This window comes from Bifidobacterium kimbladii, assembly GCF_032193675.1.
Taxonomy (GTDB): domain Bacteria; phylum Actinomycetota; class Actinomycetes; order Actinomycetales; family Bifidobacteriaceae; genus Bombiscardovia; species Bombiscardovia kimbladii.
In genome coordinates, this window is the sequence record NZ_JASTZZ010000001.1 from 226,278 (window position 1) to 242,274 (window position 15,997).

At 58.1% G+C, this 15,997-nt stretch carries 14 protein-coding genes; 6 read left to right on the plus strand and 8 right to left on the minus strand.

Translation table 11 applies throughout. The features are described from left to right. Positions 1-5: 5 nt before the first annotated feature. The gene (locus QRX41_RS00905) at positions 6-2,156 is read right to left on the minus strand and encodes a DUF2075 domain-containing protein (protein WP_313838137.1); all 2,151 of its coding nucleotides are present in this window, start codon (positions 2,154-2,156) and stop codon (positions 6-8) included. 67 nt (positions 2,157-2,223) lie between these two features. Between QRX41_RS00905 and QRX41_RS00910 the strand changes: the two genes are divergently transcribed. Next, complete coding sequence (locus QRX41_RS00910; protein ID WP_313835686.1) at positions 2,224-2,556, plus strand: nucleotide pyrophosphohydrolase; 333 nt, start codon at positions 2,224-2,226, stop codon at positions 2,554-2,556. Positions 2,557-2,566: 10 nt separating this feature from the next. Here QRX41_RS00910 and QRX41_RS00915 read toward each other — a convergent pair whose 3' ends face one another. The 7 genes from QRX41_RS00915 to QRX41_RS00945 form a co-directional block, all read right to left on the minus strand. Next, complete coding sequence (locus QRX41_RS00915; RefSeq protein WP_313838138.1) at positions 2,567-3,340, minus strand: HAD family hydrolase; 774 nt, start codon at positions 3,338-3,340, stop codon at positions 2,567-2,569. Between the two features lie 80 nt (positions 3,341-3,420). After that, complete coding sequence (gene dnaG, locus QRX41_RS00920) at positions 3,421-5,511, minus strand: DNA primase (protein ID WP_313838139.1); 2,091 nt, start codon at positions 5,509-5,511, stop codon at positions 3,421-3,423. Positions 5,512-5,568: 57 nt separating this feature from the next. Beyond that, positions 5,569-6,852 carry a deoxyguanosinetriphosphate triphosphohydrolase gene (locus QRX41_RS00925; protein ID WP_313838141.1) on the minus strand — a complete coding sequence of 428 codons (1,284 nt, stop codon included), beginning with the start codon at positions 6,850-6,852 and terminating at the stop codon, positions 5,569-5,571. Between the two features lie 18 nt (positions 6,853-6,870). Beyond that, positions 6,871-7,329 (minus strand): Ohr family peroxiredoxin, encoded by a 459-nt coding sequence (locus QRX41_RS00930; RefSeq protein WP_024626651.1) that lies wholly within the window; start codon positions 7,327-7,329, stop codon positions 6,871-6,873. A gap of 70 nt (positions 7,330-7,399) precedes the next feature. Next, positions 7,400-8,758, minus strand: a complete 1,359-nt coding sequence (alr, locus tag QRX41_RS00935) for an alanine racemase (protein ID WP_313838143.1) — start codon at positions 8,756-8,758, stop codon at positions 7,400-7,402. A gap of 42 nt (positions 8,759-8,800) precedes the next feature. Next, positions 8,801-9,451, minus strand: coding sequence for an N-acetyltransferase (locus QRX41_RS00940; RefSeq protein ID WP_396176774.1), 651 nt, complete (start codon positions 9,449-9,451; stop codon positions 8,801-8,803). A gap of 131 nt (positions 9,452-9,582) precedes the next feature. Next, a complete protein-coding gene (locus tag QRX41_RS00945; RefSeq protein ID WP_313838145.1) occupies positions 9,583-10,638 on the minus strand; it encodes a LacI family DNA-binding transcriptional regulator in 1,056 nt (351 codons plus the stop codon). A gap of 150 nt (positions 10,639-10,788) precedes the next feature. On the opposite strand from QRX41_RS00945, the gene QRX41_RS00950 reads away from it, so the two are divergent. The 5 genes from QRX41_RS00950 to QRX41_RS00970 all read left to right on the plus strand — a co-directional run bounded on the left by QRX41_RS00950 (position 10,789) and on the right by QRX41_RS00970 (position 15,923). Continuing rightward, positions 10,789-12,072 carry an enolase C-terminal domain-like protein gene (locus QRX41_RS00950; protein WP_045924700.1) on the plus strand — a complete coding sequence of 428 codons (1,284 nt, stop codon included), beginning with the start codon at positions 10,789-10,791 and terminating at the stop codon, positions 12,070-12,072. A gap of 81 nt (positions 12,073-12,153) precedes the next feature. Then, complete coding sequence (locus tag QRX41_RS00955; RefSeq protein ID WP_045924701.1) at positions 12,154-12,945, plus strand: SDR family oxidoreductase; 792 nt, start codon at positions 12,154-12,156, stop codon at positions 12,943-12,945. An 8-nt stretch (positions 12,946-12,953) separates the two neighbouring features. Then, a complete protein-coding gene (locus QRX41_RS00960) occupies positions 12,954-14,222 on the plus strand; it encodes an MFS transporter (RefSeq protein ID WP_198199950.1) in 1,269 nt (422 codons plus the stop codon). Position 14,223: 1 nt separating this feature from the next. Then, positions 14,224-15,021 carry an amidohydrolase family protein gene (locus tag QRX41_RS00965; protein WP_313838147.1) on the plus strand — a complete coding sequence of 266 codons (798 nt, stop codon included), beginning with the start codon at positions 14,224-14,226 and terminating at the stop codon, positions 15,019-15,021. Between the two features lie 2 nt (positions 15,022-15,023). Further along, positions 15,024-15,923, plus strand: coding sequence for a dihydrodipicolinate synthase family protein (locus tag QRX41_RS00970; protein WP_313838149.1), 900 nt, complete (start codon positions 15,024-15,026; stop codon positions 15,921-15,923). Positions 15,924-15,997: the final 74 nt, after the last annotated feature.

A 15,997-nucleotide genomic window follows, 5' to 3' on the forward strand; every position in this document is an offset into this window, starting at 1 on the left:
GCTGGTCAGTCCTGGACGCGAGCGAACCCACCCACTGCCCAGGCCAGTCGATTCCGAAGCTCGGGATCGACTGCGAATAGCCCCAATCCGTGCACCCCTCGTTTGAGCAACACATTGAACTCATGACGAAGGTTATCCACAGGATTCATCTCTGGCTCCGACCGATGATTAGTCGCCAGTGTGTTGCAACTGAACTTCGGTTCGAATTTGATCTTTCCATTCCTATAAGTGACTGATGGTCCAATGATGACCCCCGCGTAGTTGAGGTCAAAACCTTGGATGGTGAATATGGAGCCCACCTCATCGATGGTGAAGGGCAGCTCGGCCCAGGCAATCCGGTGATTTGCAGCAGAGTTTCCCTGGGCCTCATATAGCTCGTAATTCCAAGGCATGGCGAATTCACCATCCCCTTCCTGACCCTGTTTGGCCCACACCCACTGGCCTGAATCCCCTTGGCGCAGTACAACCTGCCAATGACGGGATGAATCCAGTGGATCCGGGTGTTTCTTGCTGCTGTAAGGCCAGTCATAGGTGGCCAGGAGTCGGCAAAGGCCCAAGGAGCCCTCTCCCCTTTGCTCCCTGTCTTTATAACGAATAAACTCCCTTAAATCCTTGGGCGAATCAAAAACCTTAATCTCATAAGGATGCTCCCAAGGATCCGGATGCAGTGGTTCAATGACACCATCTTTGGCTGTCATCCGATCCAGCCAGGCGCAGGTTGCAGGGTCAGCCTGAATACGCATCTGTTGATCCAAACGAACATGACTGACCTGGAAGGTATCCTCGTGCGCCTGACCGTCCCGTGACTTTTCGTGGATGAGCATAGGTTGCGAGAAGGTCTTATCATGCTCAGAACCAGTCAATCCCAGAAGCCGACTTTCCTGGGCATCCACGAACTGAGACCCACGCAAGACTTGTTCGGGATCGAAGACCACGATGGCTACTTTTGCCCGCCGTAGTATGTCGTAGAGCTGGTTGCTTCCGGAGTAGCTCTGCGACCCTTGCGTCAGCAGCAGGTGCGCCTCGTCAATCAGCACGACATCTGCCTTGGCATCGACGCTATTCATGGGGTCAGCTGCCCTGCCTGTGGACCGGCCATTTCGATTGGTGTGCTTGCTGAACCGGTTGATGAACTGGACAGCCCCAACCACACACTGACCGCGTTTCTTCTGCAATCCCAGCTTCAGTGCCATCTGGTTGTAGACATTAGCCTGCTCGGTCTGGTTGACAATAATGTAGGAACGCTGCCTGGCCTTTGACGAATGGTTATCGTCCTTGTCGTTCAAGTTTCCATAGATGCCATATCTAGCACATATTTGATAGAAGAGATGACTGAGCAAAACGGTCTTGCCAGTGCCTGACATACCCTGAACGACAATGACCTGGGTATGGGCTTTATTGTTGATCTGAACCGGGCCTATCGATTCTGTCATAGAGTGGAAACCCTCGCTGGGGTTTTGAATGATCACTGACTCCAACACATGCAGAACAGCCTCTTCAGCCCGCCGTTGTTCGTCGGTGAGTTTGCGGAAGGGCGAGGCCTTGAACAGGGCAGAGTCCAAGATCGCCTTCTCTTCCGGGAACAGATCGGGCTCCATTTCATGCAGAGTCTGCCAAGCCTTGGAAAAGATGCTGTCGAATTCATCGCTGGTGTAGTACATGTCCTGAGCGTTGGTTCTACGGTTCATAACCAGTTTTACCGCGTCAACGCTCTGCATATACCCCATCAGCCGATTTTCCATATCCAAGGTCAAGGACTTATTGAAGTGGCGATCGCCGATAATGTATTGACAAACCCTGTCCTGATGATTGCGCATGAATCGCACCAGGCGTTCCCAATCCGTCCGGGTTCGTGGGTCCAGCTCAATATGCTGCCTGGTTCGAGAACGGATATCGTTGGTTTCACCGACGTAAACCACATAAGGAGGCTCACCGCCATGCTTTTTGCTGCTGTCCCTTTCGTCGGCAGAGACGATATACACGGTGGGATAGCGTAGGAACAGCTCCTCAAGCAGCCTCCCCTCCACCTTACTGCCCTGACTGCCAACAACTTTCGTCTGCTTGTACTCTGCAATAGCCTTGGAAAAATCCTCATCGCTGAAATCGCCATAGGGCAGCGTCATCACCACAGGCTGCGGCGCGCTAGATGAATCCATGGTTTTCACTATGCCACGAACCCACACCAATCTGAATGCAGGAGGGCCGACTGATAGGCTCGAAATCATGATCAGCAAGGAAACCGACAGAGCAGTAATGAATTTTGTACACGAGCGCGACTGGGATCAATTCCACACGCCAGCCAACCTGGCCAAATCAATCTGCATCGAAGCTGCCGAGCTCTTGGAATGCTATCAGTGGGGGGATGATCCCAGGGACGCAGATGAAGGCCATGTGGCCGACGAACTGGCTGACGTGCTCACCTATTGCATCCAGCTGGCGGATCGGCTGGATCTGGACATGGATCGAATCATCATGGACAAACTGCACAGGACGGCCGACAGGTATCCGGTGGCTACTTCGCGCGGCTCCAGCCGAAAATATCGCCCCCTGCAGTAGACAGCTTGATTCAGCAGGTCTGCGCAGCCGGTGACCCCGATCGTTCGAGCCGCTTGGCGATCAGTGCTGACAGATCATCCAAGGTGACTCCAGCATAGCTATTCATGGAAGCGAACTGAGGACCCGAAGAGGTGTCGACCGGGTTGGTGCCGGTATAGGCCACAGTGGTGGCTCCCGATGCCACAGCAGAAGTGATGCCAGTCAGGGTGTCTTCGAAAGCCAAGCAAGAGACCATTTGATCAGGACTTGTGATGCCCAGCAGACCCGCCGCATGCAGATAAGGAGCGGGGTCGGGCTTTTGCGCCAGTCCGTCATCCCCACACACATAGTCGGCAAAAGCCCCGTCAGGAGCCTTGGCGACCACAGCCTGAGCCATGCGGCGTGGCGAAGTAGTGACCAGAATGGAGGGGATGCCAGCCTCAACTAGGTCTGCCAAGACGTCACGGACTCCTTCAATCCATGGCATGTGACGCTCCTCCATGGCAATCACCCCGTCAATCAGCAGATCCGGAATCTGATCCTCTGGAAGGTCAAGACCCCGCTCGCGCATCACCCTTGCCACTTTGGGCAGAGGCCTGCCGGAAACCTGCCAACCCATGTCAGTATTCCAGTCTCCTCCATGCTTGTGCGCTAGATCTACCTCAGCCTGATGCCAGTAGGGCTCTGAATCGATCAGGGTTCCGTCCATGTCCCAGAAGACGGCAAGCGGTCGACGGCCCTCAACAGACCGGGCTTTGTCAGCTGACTCGGCAGGACTTGCTTCCTTTAGATGCTCCATGTTCATGCATTCACCCTATCGGCAGGGCTTGTCGGCAGTCAAAACGCCAACAAGAACAGGGAGGGCCAACTGATCTAACCAGCAGTTCACTCGGCGTTGCCGAAGACCTGGTTGCGCAATTCGTTGCGCTGGGTCTCGTATTGAGTGAGCTGGCCGAGAAGGTCGAACTTCTCCTGGCCGTCAGGCAACTGATTCATCTGGTGCTTGACCGAGGCAATCAGCCGCATGTAGGTGGCATCCAGCAGCCTTGCCAGCAGCTCTGAGGCATACTGACGCTCCTCCGGGCTAGGCTGCTTCAGCTGAACATCCGCGCCCTCGGAGCCTGTGCTCTGATCGTCCCCCTTGTCGCCTTTCTTGGAGCCGGGTCCTGAGCCCCTCTGCTTATCCTCCTGCTTATCCAAATTCAGCGGCAGGGGCATGACGGCCAGCTCATTGATGGCCGACTCCAGCATGGGCCCGCCAGCCTTGGTCAGATTATGCATCCACAGCCCCTGGGGCGTCTTCCTGTCAGGCAGCCCTCCGGCGGCCTGCACCGCCCGGTAGAGGGAGCGGAAAATCGGAACCTCGAAACTGTCCGGACTCAGCTGGGCGAAGGCATTCGATCCGACAGCTCTGGGAATCTGGATGAGCACACCCATGAACTGCTGCTCACAGATGAAGACAGCATCATCGATGTGGTGGTAGCCCTGTCGAAGGGCATCCTCACGCTGTATTCTGCGGCGTCGCATGGCATCGTCACTGCCCTGGCCCGCACGACCCTCTGATTCACCCGCACCGCGGTGAGGAGCGCGGACCGCATAGGCATCCTGGTCCTTCACATGCAGCTTGCGACGGGCACTGTTGACCTCCTGGCGCAGCAGATCCAGTTCCACGCCAATTTTTCTGGCAGTCTTGCGAGTGTAGGCTCCCACCAGGGAGCGATCTCTGATCTGGGCCAGGATTGGTGCTACGGCCTTGACCGCCCCCATCTGCCCGGTGGTGTACTGGGTATCGAACATGGCCACGGCGGTGTCGATGACGAAGTCGTATAGCGGCCGGGCATGCTCGACCAGGGAACGCACGGCCTCATCGCCATAGCGGATGCGCAGATCACATGGATCCAGATTCTCCCGAGCCACTGCCACGAAGGTCTGCGTCAGAAAGCTCCCGTCAAGGCCGAAGGCATGCAGAGCAGCCTTCTGCCCGGCAGCATCACCGTCGAAGGTGAAAACCACCCGGGAGCCCTGGACCGGCCCCACCAGCTGGATGGCGCCGAGGGCATCGTCGGAGATGAGCCGGCGGACGATCTTGGCATGATCCTCGCCGAAGGCAGTGCCGCAGGTGGCTACAGCCGTATCGACACCGGCAAGGTGGCAGGCCATGACGTCGGTATAGCCCTCCACGATGACCACCTGTCGCTTTTTGACGATGGCGTCTTTGGCCAGATCGATGCCGTAGAGCACCTGGTTCTTGCGGTAGAGCTGGGTGTCCGGAGTATTGATGTACTTGGCGTTGATGCCATCGTCCTCGTAAAGCTTGCGAGCGCCGAAGCCGAGGGTGCGGCCCGTGGAATCCCTGATAGGCCAGGTGACCCTGCCCCGGAAGTAGTCGTAGACCCCCCGCTGCCCCTTCCTGGCAAGCCCGGCATCCAGCATCTCCTGCTGAGTGAAACCCTTGGTGGATAGGTGACGAACCAGATTGTCCCACCCGCGTGGAGCATATCCGCAGCCGAAATGCGCGCTGTCTGCCTGGGAGAAGGTTCTGCCCGCCAAGAGCTTGCGCGCCGCCAGCGCCTCCTTGCTCATGATCTGCGAGACGAAGAAACGCTGGGCCTCCTCGTTGGCCTCCAGCAACCGGGAACGTTTGGACCCCCGGCGCTTGTCCTGGCGGGAGTTTTCGTAATGCAGCTCAATCTGGTACTTGTCTGCCAGAATCTCGACGGCATCACCGAACTCGACGTTCTCCTCCTGCTCGACATAGGTGAAGACATCGCCGCCCAGGCCGCAGCCGAAGCAGTGCCAGACCCCCATGGAGGGACGCACCGAAAAGGACGGGGACTTCTCATCGTGAAAGGGGCACAGACCCATGTAGGTGCCGGAACCTGAAGGCTTCAGAGTCACGCTTTCAGAAACGATCTCATACAGATCGGCCTTGGCTCTGACCTTCTCGATGTCTTCCTTCTTGATCATTCCGGACATGACACCCAGCCTACCGGGCCAGGCCGATGTGTTGCGCCCGGCATAAATGCCGCAGGCCTAGGGGCAGACCAGGGAATGCAGGGCCAGCGCGGAGCCGTCGGTCAGAGAGGCCACCTGGTCGATGGCCACCCTCAGGCGTTCCCCGTCTGAACCCGCATGGCGCCAATCCTCCAGGAAGACATCCTCCAGAGCATCCGAAGGTGCTGGCGAGTCGGCCATCATCACCTCAACCAGGTCGGTCACGATTTTCAGCTGCTCTGCATGGAAGGGCTCCTTCTCACGGGGAGCCATGACGAAGTAGACAGCAATCCCCTTCAAGGCCACAATCTCATAGGAGGTCCGGGGAGGAATGACCAGCCCCGCCGAGTACCTGGTCAAGGGGCCTTGGCCATGGCGGCTTCGCGTGGCCGCCTCCACAGAGTCAGCAAAGCGACCGATCAGATAGCTGGTGGTGTTCTTCAACGTAGCCAGGGCCCGGCGTGAACCGTCAAAGCCCGTGGGCAGCATGCTGCGGACGGCCTCCAAGGCTCGGACCAGCTGGTCGGCATCCCATCGGTCGCCGTACCAGGATCGGGCGGCCCGGACCACACCATCAATGATCCTGGGCTCAGCCAGCCGCTCAGGCACGAAGGAGCCGACCACGATGGCATCCTCTACGTCATGGACGCTGTAGGCGATGTCGTCAGCCAGATCCATGACCTGGCACTCCATAGGCGTGCTGGCCGGCGGCGCCCCTTGCTTAAGCCAATGGAAGACCTCTTGGTCGTCAGGGTAGACGCAGAACTTGGCCGTCCTCTCCCCCTTGGGATGAGCCGAGGCCTCGGCCAGGGTCCAGGGATATTTGACCGCAGCATCCAAGGCAGCCCTGGTCAGGTTGACCCCTGCCGAGCGTCCGTCCGGATGGAAGACCTTGGGCTCCAGCCTGGTCAGCAATCGAAGGGTCTGTGCATTACCCTCGAATCCCCCTATGTCGGAGGCCAGCGAAGACAGGGCGCGTTCGCCGTTGTGGCCGAAGGGCGGATGGCCCAGGTCATGGGCCAAGCAGGCACAATCCACCACGTCGGGGTCGCAGCCCAGCATGGTCCCGATCTGCCGTCCAATCTGGGCCACCTCCAGGGTGTGAGTCAGCCGCGTACGAGCAAAGTCGTCGGTGCCGGCGACCAGGATCTGCGTCTTGGCCCCCAACCGACGCAAGGCTGAAGAATGAACAAGACGCGCCCTATCACGTTCAAAGGCGGTCCTGCTGCTGGTCTTTGGAGGCTCTGGCGCCCACCGTTCCTGATCCTGAGCGGAGTAGCCCTCGGCCAGCAGGCGGGATCCGCCCTCCTCGTCAGTGCCCATCAGGCGCGCCCACTCCGTTCAGTCCAGATTGTCCACGACCACCACTTCAGTGGGCACATTGCCCGCCGTTGCCTTGGAATAGGGGCAGAGCTCCTGGGTGCGTTCCACCAGGCGGGTGGCCAGATCACGATCGACGCCGGGCAGGCAGACCTCAATTAGAGCCTTGATGCCGAAGGACTCGCCCTGGTCGCCAAGGGAGATATGAGTGCGCACCTTGCTCTGGGCCAACTTGGTGGCTGGCACACGCAACTCCTTGCCGGCCAGTCCCATAGCTCCCTGGAAGCAGGCTCCCCAACCGATGGCGAAGAGCTGCTCGGGGTTGGTGCCCTGGCCCTTGCCCCCCATGGCCTTGGGTGTATCCAGGTCCAGGGAGAGATCGGGCTCGTGGCTATCCGCATGGCCCTCGCGGCCTCCGGTGATGTCAGCTACGGCTGTGTATGAGATATTGCTGGGTTCATTTCCTGTATATGTAGTCATAACCTCATCTCACCACTTATATTGCCCCTTGACAAGGCCCCAAGCCCAGGTTCTACCTGTGATAGTGGTCTCAAAGAATGGATTCAGCGGCCATCAGATGCAGGTCGGCAGGGTCGATCACCTCGTGCACGCCCAAGTAGAGCCGTGGAATCCGGCTGCGCAGGCAGGTGAAGATCTCATAGCTGATGGTGTCGGCGGCCCGGGCCCAGTCGTCAGCGGTTGGCTCGGCCTGATCCTCTCCGCTGCCTGGACCGAAGAGAACAACGGTATCGCCCTCGCTCACTCCCAAATCGGAAGCCATGCCCTTGAGGTCAAGCACGCACTGGTCCATACAGACCCTGCCAGCGACGCGAACCAACTTGGGCCCTTGACGAGTCATCAGACGGACGGGTCCGCCCCGGTGCTCCCGGCCCATGGCGCCCTGGCGGTCAAAGCCCGAGGCAGACCGATGGATCCCGTCGGCGTAGCCCAGGGGCATGATGGCCGTGCTGGTGGGCTTCTCCGTCAAATAAGTGCGCCCGTAGGAGATGCCATGACCGGCCGGCATATCCTTGACAGTGCCTAGCTGGGCCTGGAGGGTCATGGCCGGACGCAGACCGTAATCGGCCGAAACCCCCATGGAGGGATCAGGCTCGTATCCGTACAGGCCGATGCCCGGACGGGTCAGATCGTAACGTATCCCAGGACGGGTTAGCGTGGCGGCAGTGTTGGCCAGATGCCGGATTTCAGGTTTCATGCCAGCGGCCGTCATCCTGTCAGAGAACTCTTCGAAGAGGGCGATTTGCTCGTCAGTGGACGACACAAACTCGTCCACGCCAGGCATGTCGGCCACTGCCAGATGGCTGAAAAGCCCCACAGGCTCCAACAGCCCCTTGGCGGCCAGACTGGAGAGCTCGTGCAGGGCATCCCCGAAGGCTTCAGGGGTGAAGCCGTTGCGTCCAAAGCCGGTGTCCACCTTGATATGGACGCTTGCAGGTCTGCCGGCCCGATCTGCCGCCTGGGCTGCCATGTCCATGGTCTTTAGGGAACCGATGCCCAGATCGATGTCAGCCTGGATCAACTGATCAAAGGGGGCGCGGCCCCCATTGAACATCCAGGACAGAATCCGGCAACGGTCGGGGCCGATGCCTGCACGACGCAGACGCAGGGCCTCGCTGGACTGGGCCGTTCCCAGCCAAGTTGCCCCGCCCGCCAGTGCCGCTAGGGCGGCGGGGATGAGCCCGTGGCCGTAGGCATCGGCCTTGACCACACCCATGACTGCAGCACCAGGGTTTGTGGAATGAACCAGCTTCACCAGAGTGGCCATATTGGCCTTCAGGGTCCGCAAGTCCACGATGATCTGTCCAGGATAGGCCCGAAGAGCCTGCTTGTAATGCCGCTGGCCCTCGGGCCCGGAGAACCGCCATGCCGGTGCTGCGCTCAATGTCATGGCTCCATTGTGCGACGGCGCTGCGACGGTCGGCCTCCGCCCTCAGACGGCAACCAAGCGCCTGGCGGCCCTTTCGCGCTCAGCCAGGTCAAGGGGCCGATCGTGCCGCTGGTAGGCCACCCGCACGTTCTCGATCTCCTTGTTCTCAGGCATGATGATGTTGCCGCATCGGGTGAAACCGTGGGTCTCCAGGATGTGCTGCATGGCATAATTCTTCAGTCCCGTATCGGCGCGGATGTTCTCGTACCGGCGCATGCTCCAGTCAAGCAGATCCCCGGCCGCGTGACGTCCCAGGCCGGAAGCGGCCACCCGATGGATAGTGGTATAAGGGCGGTCATCCAGCCAGCTGCCATCGATGACTCGATAATCAGGTTCCGGGTCATGGAAGAGGGCGAAAACGCCGATGATGCGCTCGTGGCTGCCCTTGTGCTCGTCCAACTCAGGTTCAGGGTAGGCAGGATCGTCAGGAATCTGATCCATGCCAGCCGCATCGTCAACCAAGAGCATGGTGTGGCCCCCGGCGATGTCCTCGCGGATGCGTTCGGGCAGGGGGTACTTGTCCCCCCACTGACGGGGGTTGCCAGTCTCGGCCATCCGCTTTCTGGCGTAGGCGTAGACAGGCATGATCGCCTCAAAGTCGTCCATGGTGGCATGACGGATCCAACGTGCAGTCTCCATCGCGTACCTGCTCACTGTGGCTACCTCTTTCTCGACCGGTGCGGCAGGGACGAGACCCGCCCCCGCGATTGCCGAAGTACGAGTGTATCCATCAGGAAGCCGTCGCAAAGTGAGTACGCATTGAGCGAATCGGGGAATAGTCTGGGCTATTGTGCACTCTCCTGAACCCGATCTTCAGAGCGCAAACGACGAGCACGGGTCAGGTTGACCACGCTGTGCCGGCTGACCAGACGGGTTGGCATGACCACATGCCGCTGGAACTCCTTGCCCTGACGCGCATCGAGGATCATTCCCACCGCCATCCTGGCCATCAAATCAAATGGCTGGTCCACCGTGGTAAGGGCGGGCATCAGATAAGAGGATGGATATACGTTGTCGAATCCGACCACAGACAGGTCCTGCCCGGGCTCCAGCCCACGTTCGCGAGCCGCTCTGTAGATATTGACGGCTGTCAAGTCGTTGCAGGCCAGAATCGCACTCGGACGATGATCGCGGTCCAGCAGATCACAGGCGGCTTGGTACCCTCTGTCAGGCAAATAATCTCCCTGCTGAACCATGTTTGACGGCAGGGTGGCACCAATGGCTGCCAATGCTGCTCGGTATCCAGCCAGTCTGGCTTGCGCGGATTGCACATTCGCCGGTCCAGCGATGACGCCAATGCACCGGTGCCCGGCGTCAAGAAGGCATTTGGCCGCTTGGTATCCTCCAGTCCAATTGTCTAGCGTTATGCTCATGTCCTCATCGCTTACCAAGTCCACCGGATCGACCGCCACCAGGGGAATGCCCCTTGCCTTGAGCACATTCTTGCCCTCCTGGTCTATGGAGGACATCTGGGTGATCACCCCCAGCGGGTTGCGATCAATGATCCCCCTCAGGCATTCCTCGGCACGCCGCTGGTGATCGGTCTGTGTCACCGTCAGAGCCAGACCGGCATCCAAAGCCCACTTTGAGGCATAACGTATCATCTCGATAGTGCCATTGTTGGCAATATAATCCACAACCAGCTCAATAGTCTGAGCAATCTTCGTGCTGACAAGCGGATGCGCATAGCCCTCGTCTGCTAAAGCTTTTTCGACCCTTCGACGGGTTTTTGCCGCCACGCCCGGTCGACCGTTGATCACCTTGGAGACGGTCGAAGCAGAGATGCCGAGCTGCTCGGCTATGGCGCCAACACGCGGATTGCCTGGTTCCTGTCTGGCCATGTGCGTCCTTTCCATTACCCACCAATCGTAACCAAGGAAGCAGCGAAAGCATCCATGTCGAAATTAGAATTTTTACATTTCTGATTTTCAAATTTCTATTTCTACGCCTATAGTAGGGTATACGTTCACAAGATTGGCAAAGGAGCCACGATGAGTACTATCACTGCGGTGAAAACGTATGACTTTCGTTTTCCCACTTCTCTGACCCTCTCAGGGTCGGATGCCATGAACAAGGACCCCGACTATTCAGCCGCCTATGTGGAAATACACACCTCGGCTGACGACGGCATCAAAGGTTGTGGTCTGGTCTTCACCATCGGACGAGGCAACGATGTTGTTTGCAGAGCCATAGATTCCATAGGAGAGACTCTGCGTGGCCTGGAAGTTGAACGTCTGCTGGACAGCATGGGCCTGGCCTGGGACCTATTGGTCCATGACTCACAGCTGCGCTGGCTGGGACCCGAAAAGGGAGTCGAGCACATGGCCATCGGCGCACTGCTGAGTGCTCTTTGGGACATGAAAGCCAAAAGGGCAAGAAAACCCTTGTGGTTGCTGCTGGCTGAAATGGATCCTGAGGATCTTGTCAGCACATTGGACTTTAGATACCTCTCCGATGCCCTGCGCCCCGAGGAGGCCATAGACATCCTCAAGGATGGGCAATCCGGCAAGCAGGAGCGCATCGAGGACATTCGCCAGCACGGGTACCCCGGTTATTCGACAGCACCAGGCTGGCTTGGCTATAGCGACGAAAAAATGGTGGAGATCGCCAAACGGGAGACGCAGGAGAAGGGCTTTAAGCAGATCAAGCTCAAGGTAGGCCAGAACCTCGATGATGACATACGCCGCCTGGGACTGGCCAGGGATGCCATCGGTCCCGACGTCCGCCTGGCCGTCGACGCTAATCAGGTCTGGGATGTCCCGCAAGCCATTGATTGGATCAACCATTTCCATGACTTCGACCTGGCATGGGTCGAAGAGCCCACCAGCCCCGACGACATCATCGGCCACGCAACCATTGCCAGGGCCATCAATCCCATCCCCGTGGCAACCGGCGAACAGATGCAGAACCGCATCATGTTCAAGCAGTTCCTGCAGGCCAACGCCTTCGGCATCATGCAGATCGACGCCACCAGAGTGGCAGGCCCCCAGGAGATAGTTCTGGAATACCTGCTGGCTCGCAAGTTCCACAAGATAGTCTGCCCCCACGCCGGCGGGGTCGGATTGTGCGAGATGGTCTGCCACTTCGCCATGTTCGACTACGCAGCCGTCTCCTGCACCACACAAGGCCGAATGATCGAATACGTAGACAACCAGCACGAATATTTCGTGAACCCCGTGCGTATCAGCCAAGGCATGTATCAGGCACCGACCGCTCCTGGCAATGGAGCCGAAATGACCGTGGAAACCGCACAGCGCTACCTGCACCAGGAGTGAGAGCGGCCCACCTCAATCAAAATCCGGTCCAATCACTGGACCTCCAACAAATCATCCATCCATATAGACAAAGGAGTTCTCATGGATCTGCATCTCAAGAACAAGGTATTCATCATCACCGGCGGCTTCAAGGGCATCGGCAGGGGCATCACTCTACAACTGGCCCAGGAGGGTGCCATAACCGCAGTCATAGACCGTGACGAGTCAGCCAGGGACCAGTTCTGCAAAGACATCGAGGCCTATACCGATACCTACCGGACCTTCATTTTGGATCTGAATGACACCGACGGCATAGCCCCCATTGTGGAGCAGGTACACAAGGAATTCGGCCATATCGATGGCATAGTCAACAACGCTGGAGTCAACGACAACAAGGCTTTGGAAACCACTGACTGGCGCGAGTTCGAGCGTTCCGTACACGGCAACCTCACCCACTACTACGAACTCATGCACGCCTCTTGTGCCTACCTCAAGGAAAGCCACGGATCAGTCATCAACATCACCTCCAAAACCGCTGTGACCGGTCAGGGCAAGACCAGCGCCTATGCAGCAGCCAAGGGCGGGGTTCTGGGCCTGACCAGGGAATGGGCTGCGGCCTTGGTCCATGATGACGTACGAGTGAATGCCATCGTGGTTTCGGAATGCTGGACCCCGCTCTATGCCGACTGGATCAAGACCTTTGGCGATGAAAAGGCCCAGCAGGCACGCCTGTCGGTCATCACAGACAAGATTCCTCTGGAGCATCGCATGACCACACCCGAGGAGATCGGGAACACCGCCACCTTCCTGCTCTCTGATCGCGCATCACACACCACCGGCCAATGGGTGTTCGTTGATGGCGGATACGTCCACCTGGACCGGGCACTGAATTGAGCTCTGACATGGAAAATACAAATACGCGAAACAAGGGCGGGTCCAAGGCCACTGTCGCCATAACCCTGGTCATCGGACTCTTCTTCATTTGGGGATTGACCATGAACCTGGTCAACGCCCTCAACAGTCCGTTCAGCAACTACATGGAGCTGAACAGCACCCAGGCATCACTGCTGCAGGTGGCCTACTACGGAGCCTACTTCGTCATGGCCATCCCAGCCGGAATCATCTCCAAGCGCTTCGGTTACAAGGGCGGGGTCATCTCCGGACTGATACTGTTCGCAGTCGGAGCATTCATCGTGGTGCCGGCCACAAATATGGCCAGCTACGGACTCTTTCTGTTCGCCATGTTCGTGGTAGCGCTGGGAGCCTCCTCGCTGGAGACCAACTGCAACCCTTATGTCACCAAACTGGGCGACGAAAAAGGCGAATCCTTCAGACTCAATCTGGCACAGAGCTTCAACGGCGTCGGCAACGTGGTGGGGCCTCTGATTTTGGGCAGAGTCCTGTCCAAAACCCTGACCCCAAAAGAGCCAGGCTTTGAGCAAGCCAAGGTCAAGTTCCTGTCTGATACCAGGATGATCTATATCGTCATCGGCATCGTCCTGCTGCTGGTGTTGGCTGTCTTCATCGTCTTCAAACTTCCAACACCACCCGGCGATGACGAGCAGGAAGGGAAAACTGGCACCGGTTCCGGCACCTCAAGCCTGCTGAAACGCCCTTACTTCGTACTGGGCGTGATAGCCGAGTTCATCTTTATCGGCTTGCAGGTGGCGGGCATGGCCATGTTCTCCGCTTATGCTCTCAAACATTGGGGCGCCGGCATCACCGCCGGTCTGGCTGCCACACTGTTGGCATTGCTGTCGCTGCTGTTCACCCTTGGCCGGTTCCTGACCACTCCGTTAATGACCAAATTCGATGCCGGCAAGATACTGGGCGTCTACATGTGCATCACAGCCGTGCTGATGGTTCTGGTATTCCTAGGTCTGGGACGATTCTCGGTCATCTGCTTCCTGATCGCTTATCTGTTCATATCGATCGGCTACCCCACGATCTTCTCGCTGACGCTCAAGGGCATCAGGGGCAACGATGCCAAGACCGGCTCTTCGGCGCTGGTCATGAGCATCGTCGGAGCGGCCCTGATCCCGCTGCTGCTGGGTGCCATCCAGGATGCCATGGGCATCGAAATCGCCATGCTGGTGACCGTGCCCGGATTCCTCTACATCGCCTGGTATGCCTTCCGCGGGTGCCGCATAGGTCTTAAGCAGGGGGCCTGACATGACACGACAACTACAGGTCATCGATGCTCACTTCCATATGTGGGATCTCGAACGGCAGCATCTGCCGTGGCTGGACGGAATGCCCTCACTGAACCGGAGCTTTCCCCTTCATGAGCTGGAAAACGAGTACGAGCAGCTGGGAGCGGAATTTCTGGGCGGAGTCTATGTGGAAGTAGACTCGGACGACCCCCTATTAGAAGACCGCTTGGTCTATGAGAACAATGACCCCAAAATCCTTGCCCGAATGCTCCGAGCCCAGGTAGGGCCCTATATGAGAGTGCCCATCAACGCTACGGGCATCAGAGAGCCGCTGCATACTGACTCTGCCCCTCGCGGCCGTTGCATGGAACCCTCCTTCATCGCTGGGCTCCGCGCCATGGCTGATAAGGGCCTGCCCTTTGAGCTATGCAACAGGGGGGCGGAACTGCCGGACATGGCTCAGGCTTTCTCTCAGGTTCCTTCCCTGACTGTCATCATGGACCATCTGGGCAATATGCCCGACTTGTCGTCGACCTCCAGAAAGGCCATAGAGGCCATGGCGGCCCTGCCGCACTGTTATATCAAGGTATCAGGCGACTTGCCGGTCGATCGCGACATCGTCGCCTTCATCAGGGACACATTTCCCCCGGACAGGATCCTCTATGCCTCCAACTGGCCGGTCGTCACCGTGCACTCCTCACTCCAGGAACACTGGCAACTGATGCTGGATACCTTTGGCCCTGATGAGGACTTCTTCAAGCACAATGCCATGAGGGCCTATGGGATCCATGCCGATATGCTTACTGTGGAAGGGTGAACATGAGCACATCATCAGCTAAATTCGAGGGAATATTCTGCCCGTCGATTACCATCAGCGACGATCAAGGAGTCATCGACACCGACCTGTGGGGACGACATCTGGACCATCTGATCCAGGCTGGCATTAATGGGGTGCTCCTGTTCGGAAGCATCGGCGAGTTCTATGCCTATGATCTCCAAGAGAAGCGCTCAGCCCTGCAATTCGCCGTCGACCATATACGAGGGCGCATGAAGGTATTCGTCGGAGTAGGCGACACTGACATGGACCGGGTTATGGATCTGACCAAGTTTGCTGGAGAAATCGGCGCCGATGCCGTGGTGGCTGTCAGCCCCTATTATTTCGGTCCTTCGGAACCAACCGCTTACCGATATTTCACCAGCATCGCCCAGGCCTCGGCTGTACCGGTGATCCTCTACAACTTCCCTGCTCGTACAGGTAACGACTGCTCCCCGAAGTTGGTCGCTAGACTGGCCCGGGAATGTCCAAACATCGTTGGCATCAAAGACACCGTGGACACAATCAGCCACACACGCCGAGTCGTATCAGCAGTCAGACGTGTCAGCCCTGAGTTCTCGGTCTTCTCCGGATTCGACGAATACTATATGGTCAATCGCATCTGCGGAGGCAACGGTGTTTTATCAGGTCTGACCAACGTGGAGCCGGAAACCTTCGTGGCCATGCATCAGGCCTATCAAGAGGGCGATTACCGGACTGCACTAGACAAGGCCCGACGCATCAACCACCTGATGGCGATTTACGACACTGCGGATTTGTTCGTGTCGGCCATCAAGGGAGCTGTGCGACTGCAGGGTCTTCCCATCAGCACGCGCATCCGCGAACCAGCCATGCAGATTGATGACGATCAGATGAAACAGATCGAAACCATACTTCGTAGTTGAGCTTTCGTCTGTTGCATCGAACTGGGCCTGGGGAAAGGAACATACCCTTCCTCAGGCCCAGTTGTTTGCCTGTC

Coding starts and splice junctions, on each gene's coding strand:
- QRX41_RS00905 (WP_313838137.1), bottom strand. CDS start 2,156: ATGGATTCATCTAGCGCGCCGCAGCCTGTGGTGATGACGCTGCCCTAT.
- QRX41_RS00910 (WP_313835686.1), top strand. CDS start 2,224: ATGATCAGCAAGGAAACCGACAGAGCAGTAATGAATTTTGTACACGAG.
- QRX41_RS00915 (WP_313838138.1), bottom strand. CDS start 3,340: ATGAACATGGAGCATCTAAAGGAAGCAAGTCCTGCCGAGTCAGCTGAC.
- dnaG (WP_313838139.1), bottom strand. CDS start 5,511: ATGTCCGGAATGATCAAGAAGGAAGACATCGAGAAGGTCAGAGCCAAG.
- QRX41_RS00925 (WP_313838141.1), bottom strand. CDS start 6,852: ATGGGCACTGACGAGGAGGGCGGATCCCGCCTGCTGGCCGAGGGCTAC.
- QRX41_RS00930 (WP_024626651.1), bottom strand. CDS start 7,329: ATGACTACATATACAGGAAATGAACCCAGCAATATCTCATACACAGCC.
- alr (WP_313838143.1), bottom strand. CDS start 8,758: ATGACATTGAGCGCAGCACCGGCATGGCGGTTCTCCGGGCCCGAGGGC.
- QRX41_RS00945 (WP_313838145.1), bottom strand. CDS start 10,638: ATGGCCAGACAGGAACCAGGCAATCCGCGTGTTGGCGCCATAGCCGAG.
- QRX41_RS00950 (WP_045924700.1), top strand. CDS start 10,789: ATGAGTACTATCACTGCGGTGAAAACGTATGACTTTCGTTTTCCCACT.
- QRX41_RS00955 (WP_045924701.1), top strand. CDS start 12,154: ATGGATCTGCATCTCAAGAACAAGGTATTCATCATCACCGGCGGCTTC.
- QRX41_RS00960 (WP_198199950.1), top strand. CDS start 12,954: ATGGAAAATACAAATACGCGAAACAAGGGCGGGTCCAAGGCCACTGTC.
- QRX41_RS00965 (WP_313838147.1), top strand. CDS start 14,224: ATGACACGACAACTACAGGTCATCGATGCTCACTTCCATATGTGGGAT.
- QRX41_RS00970 (WP_313838149.1), top strand. CDS start 15,024: ATGAGCACATCATCAGCTAAATTCGAGGGAATATTCTGCCCGTCGATT.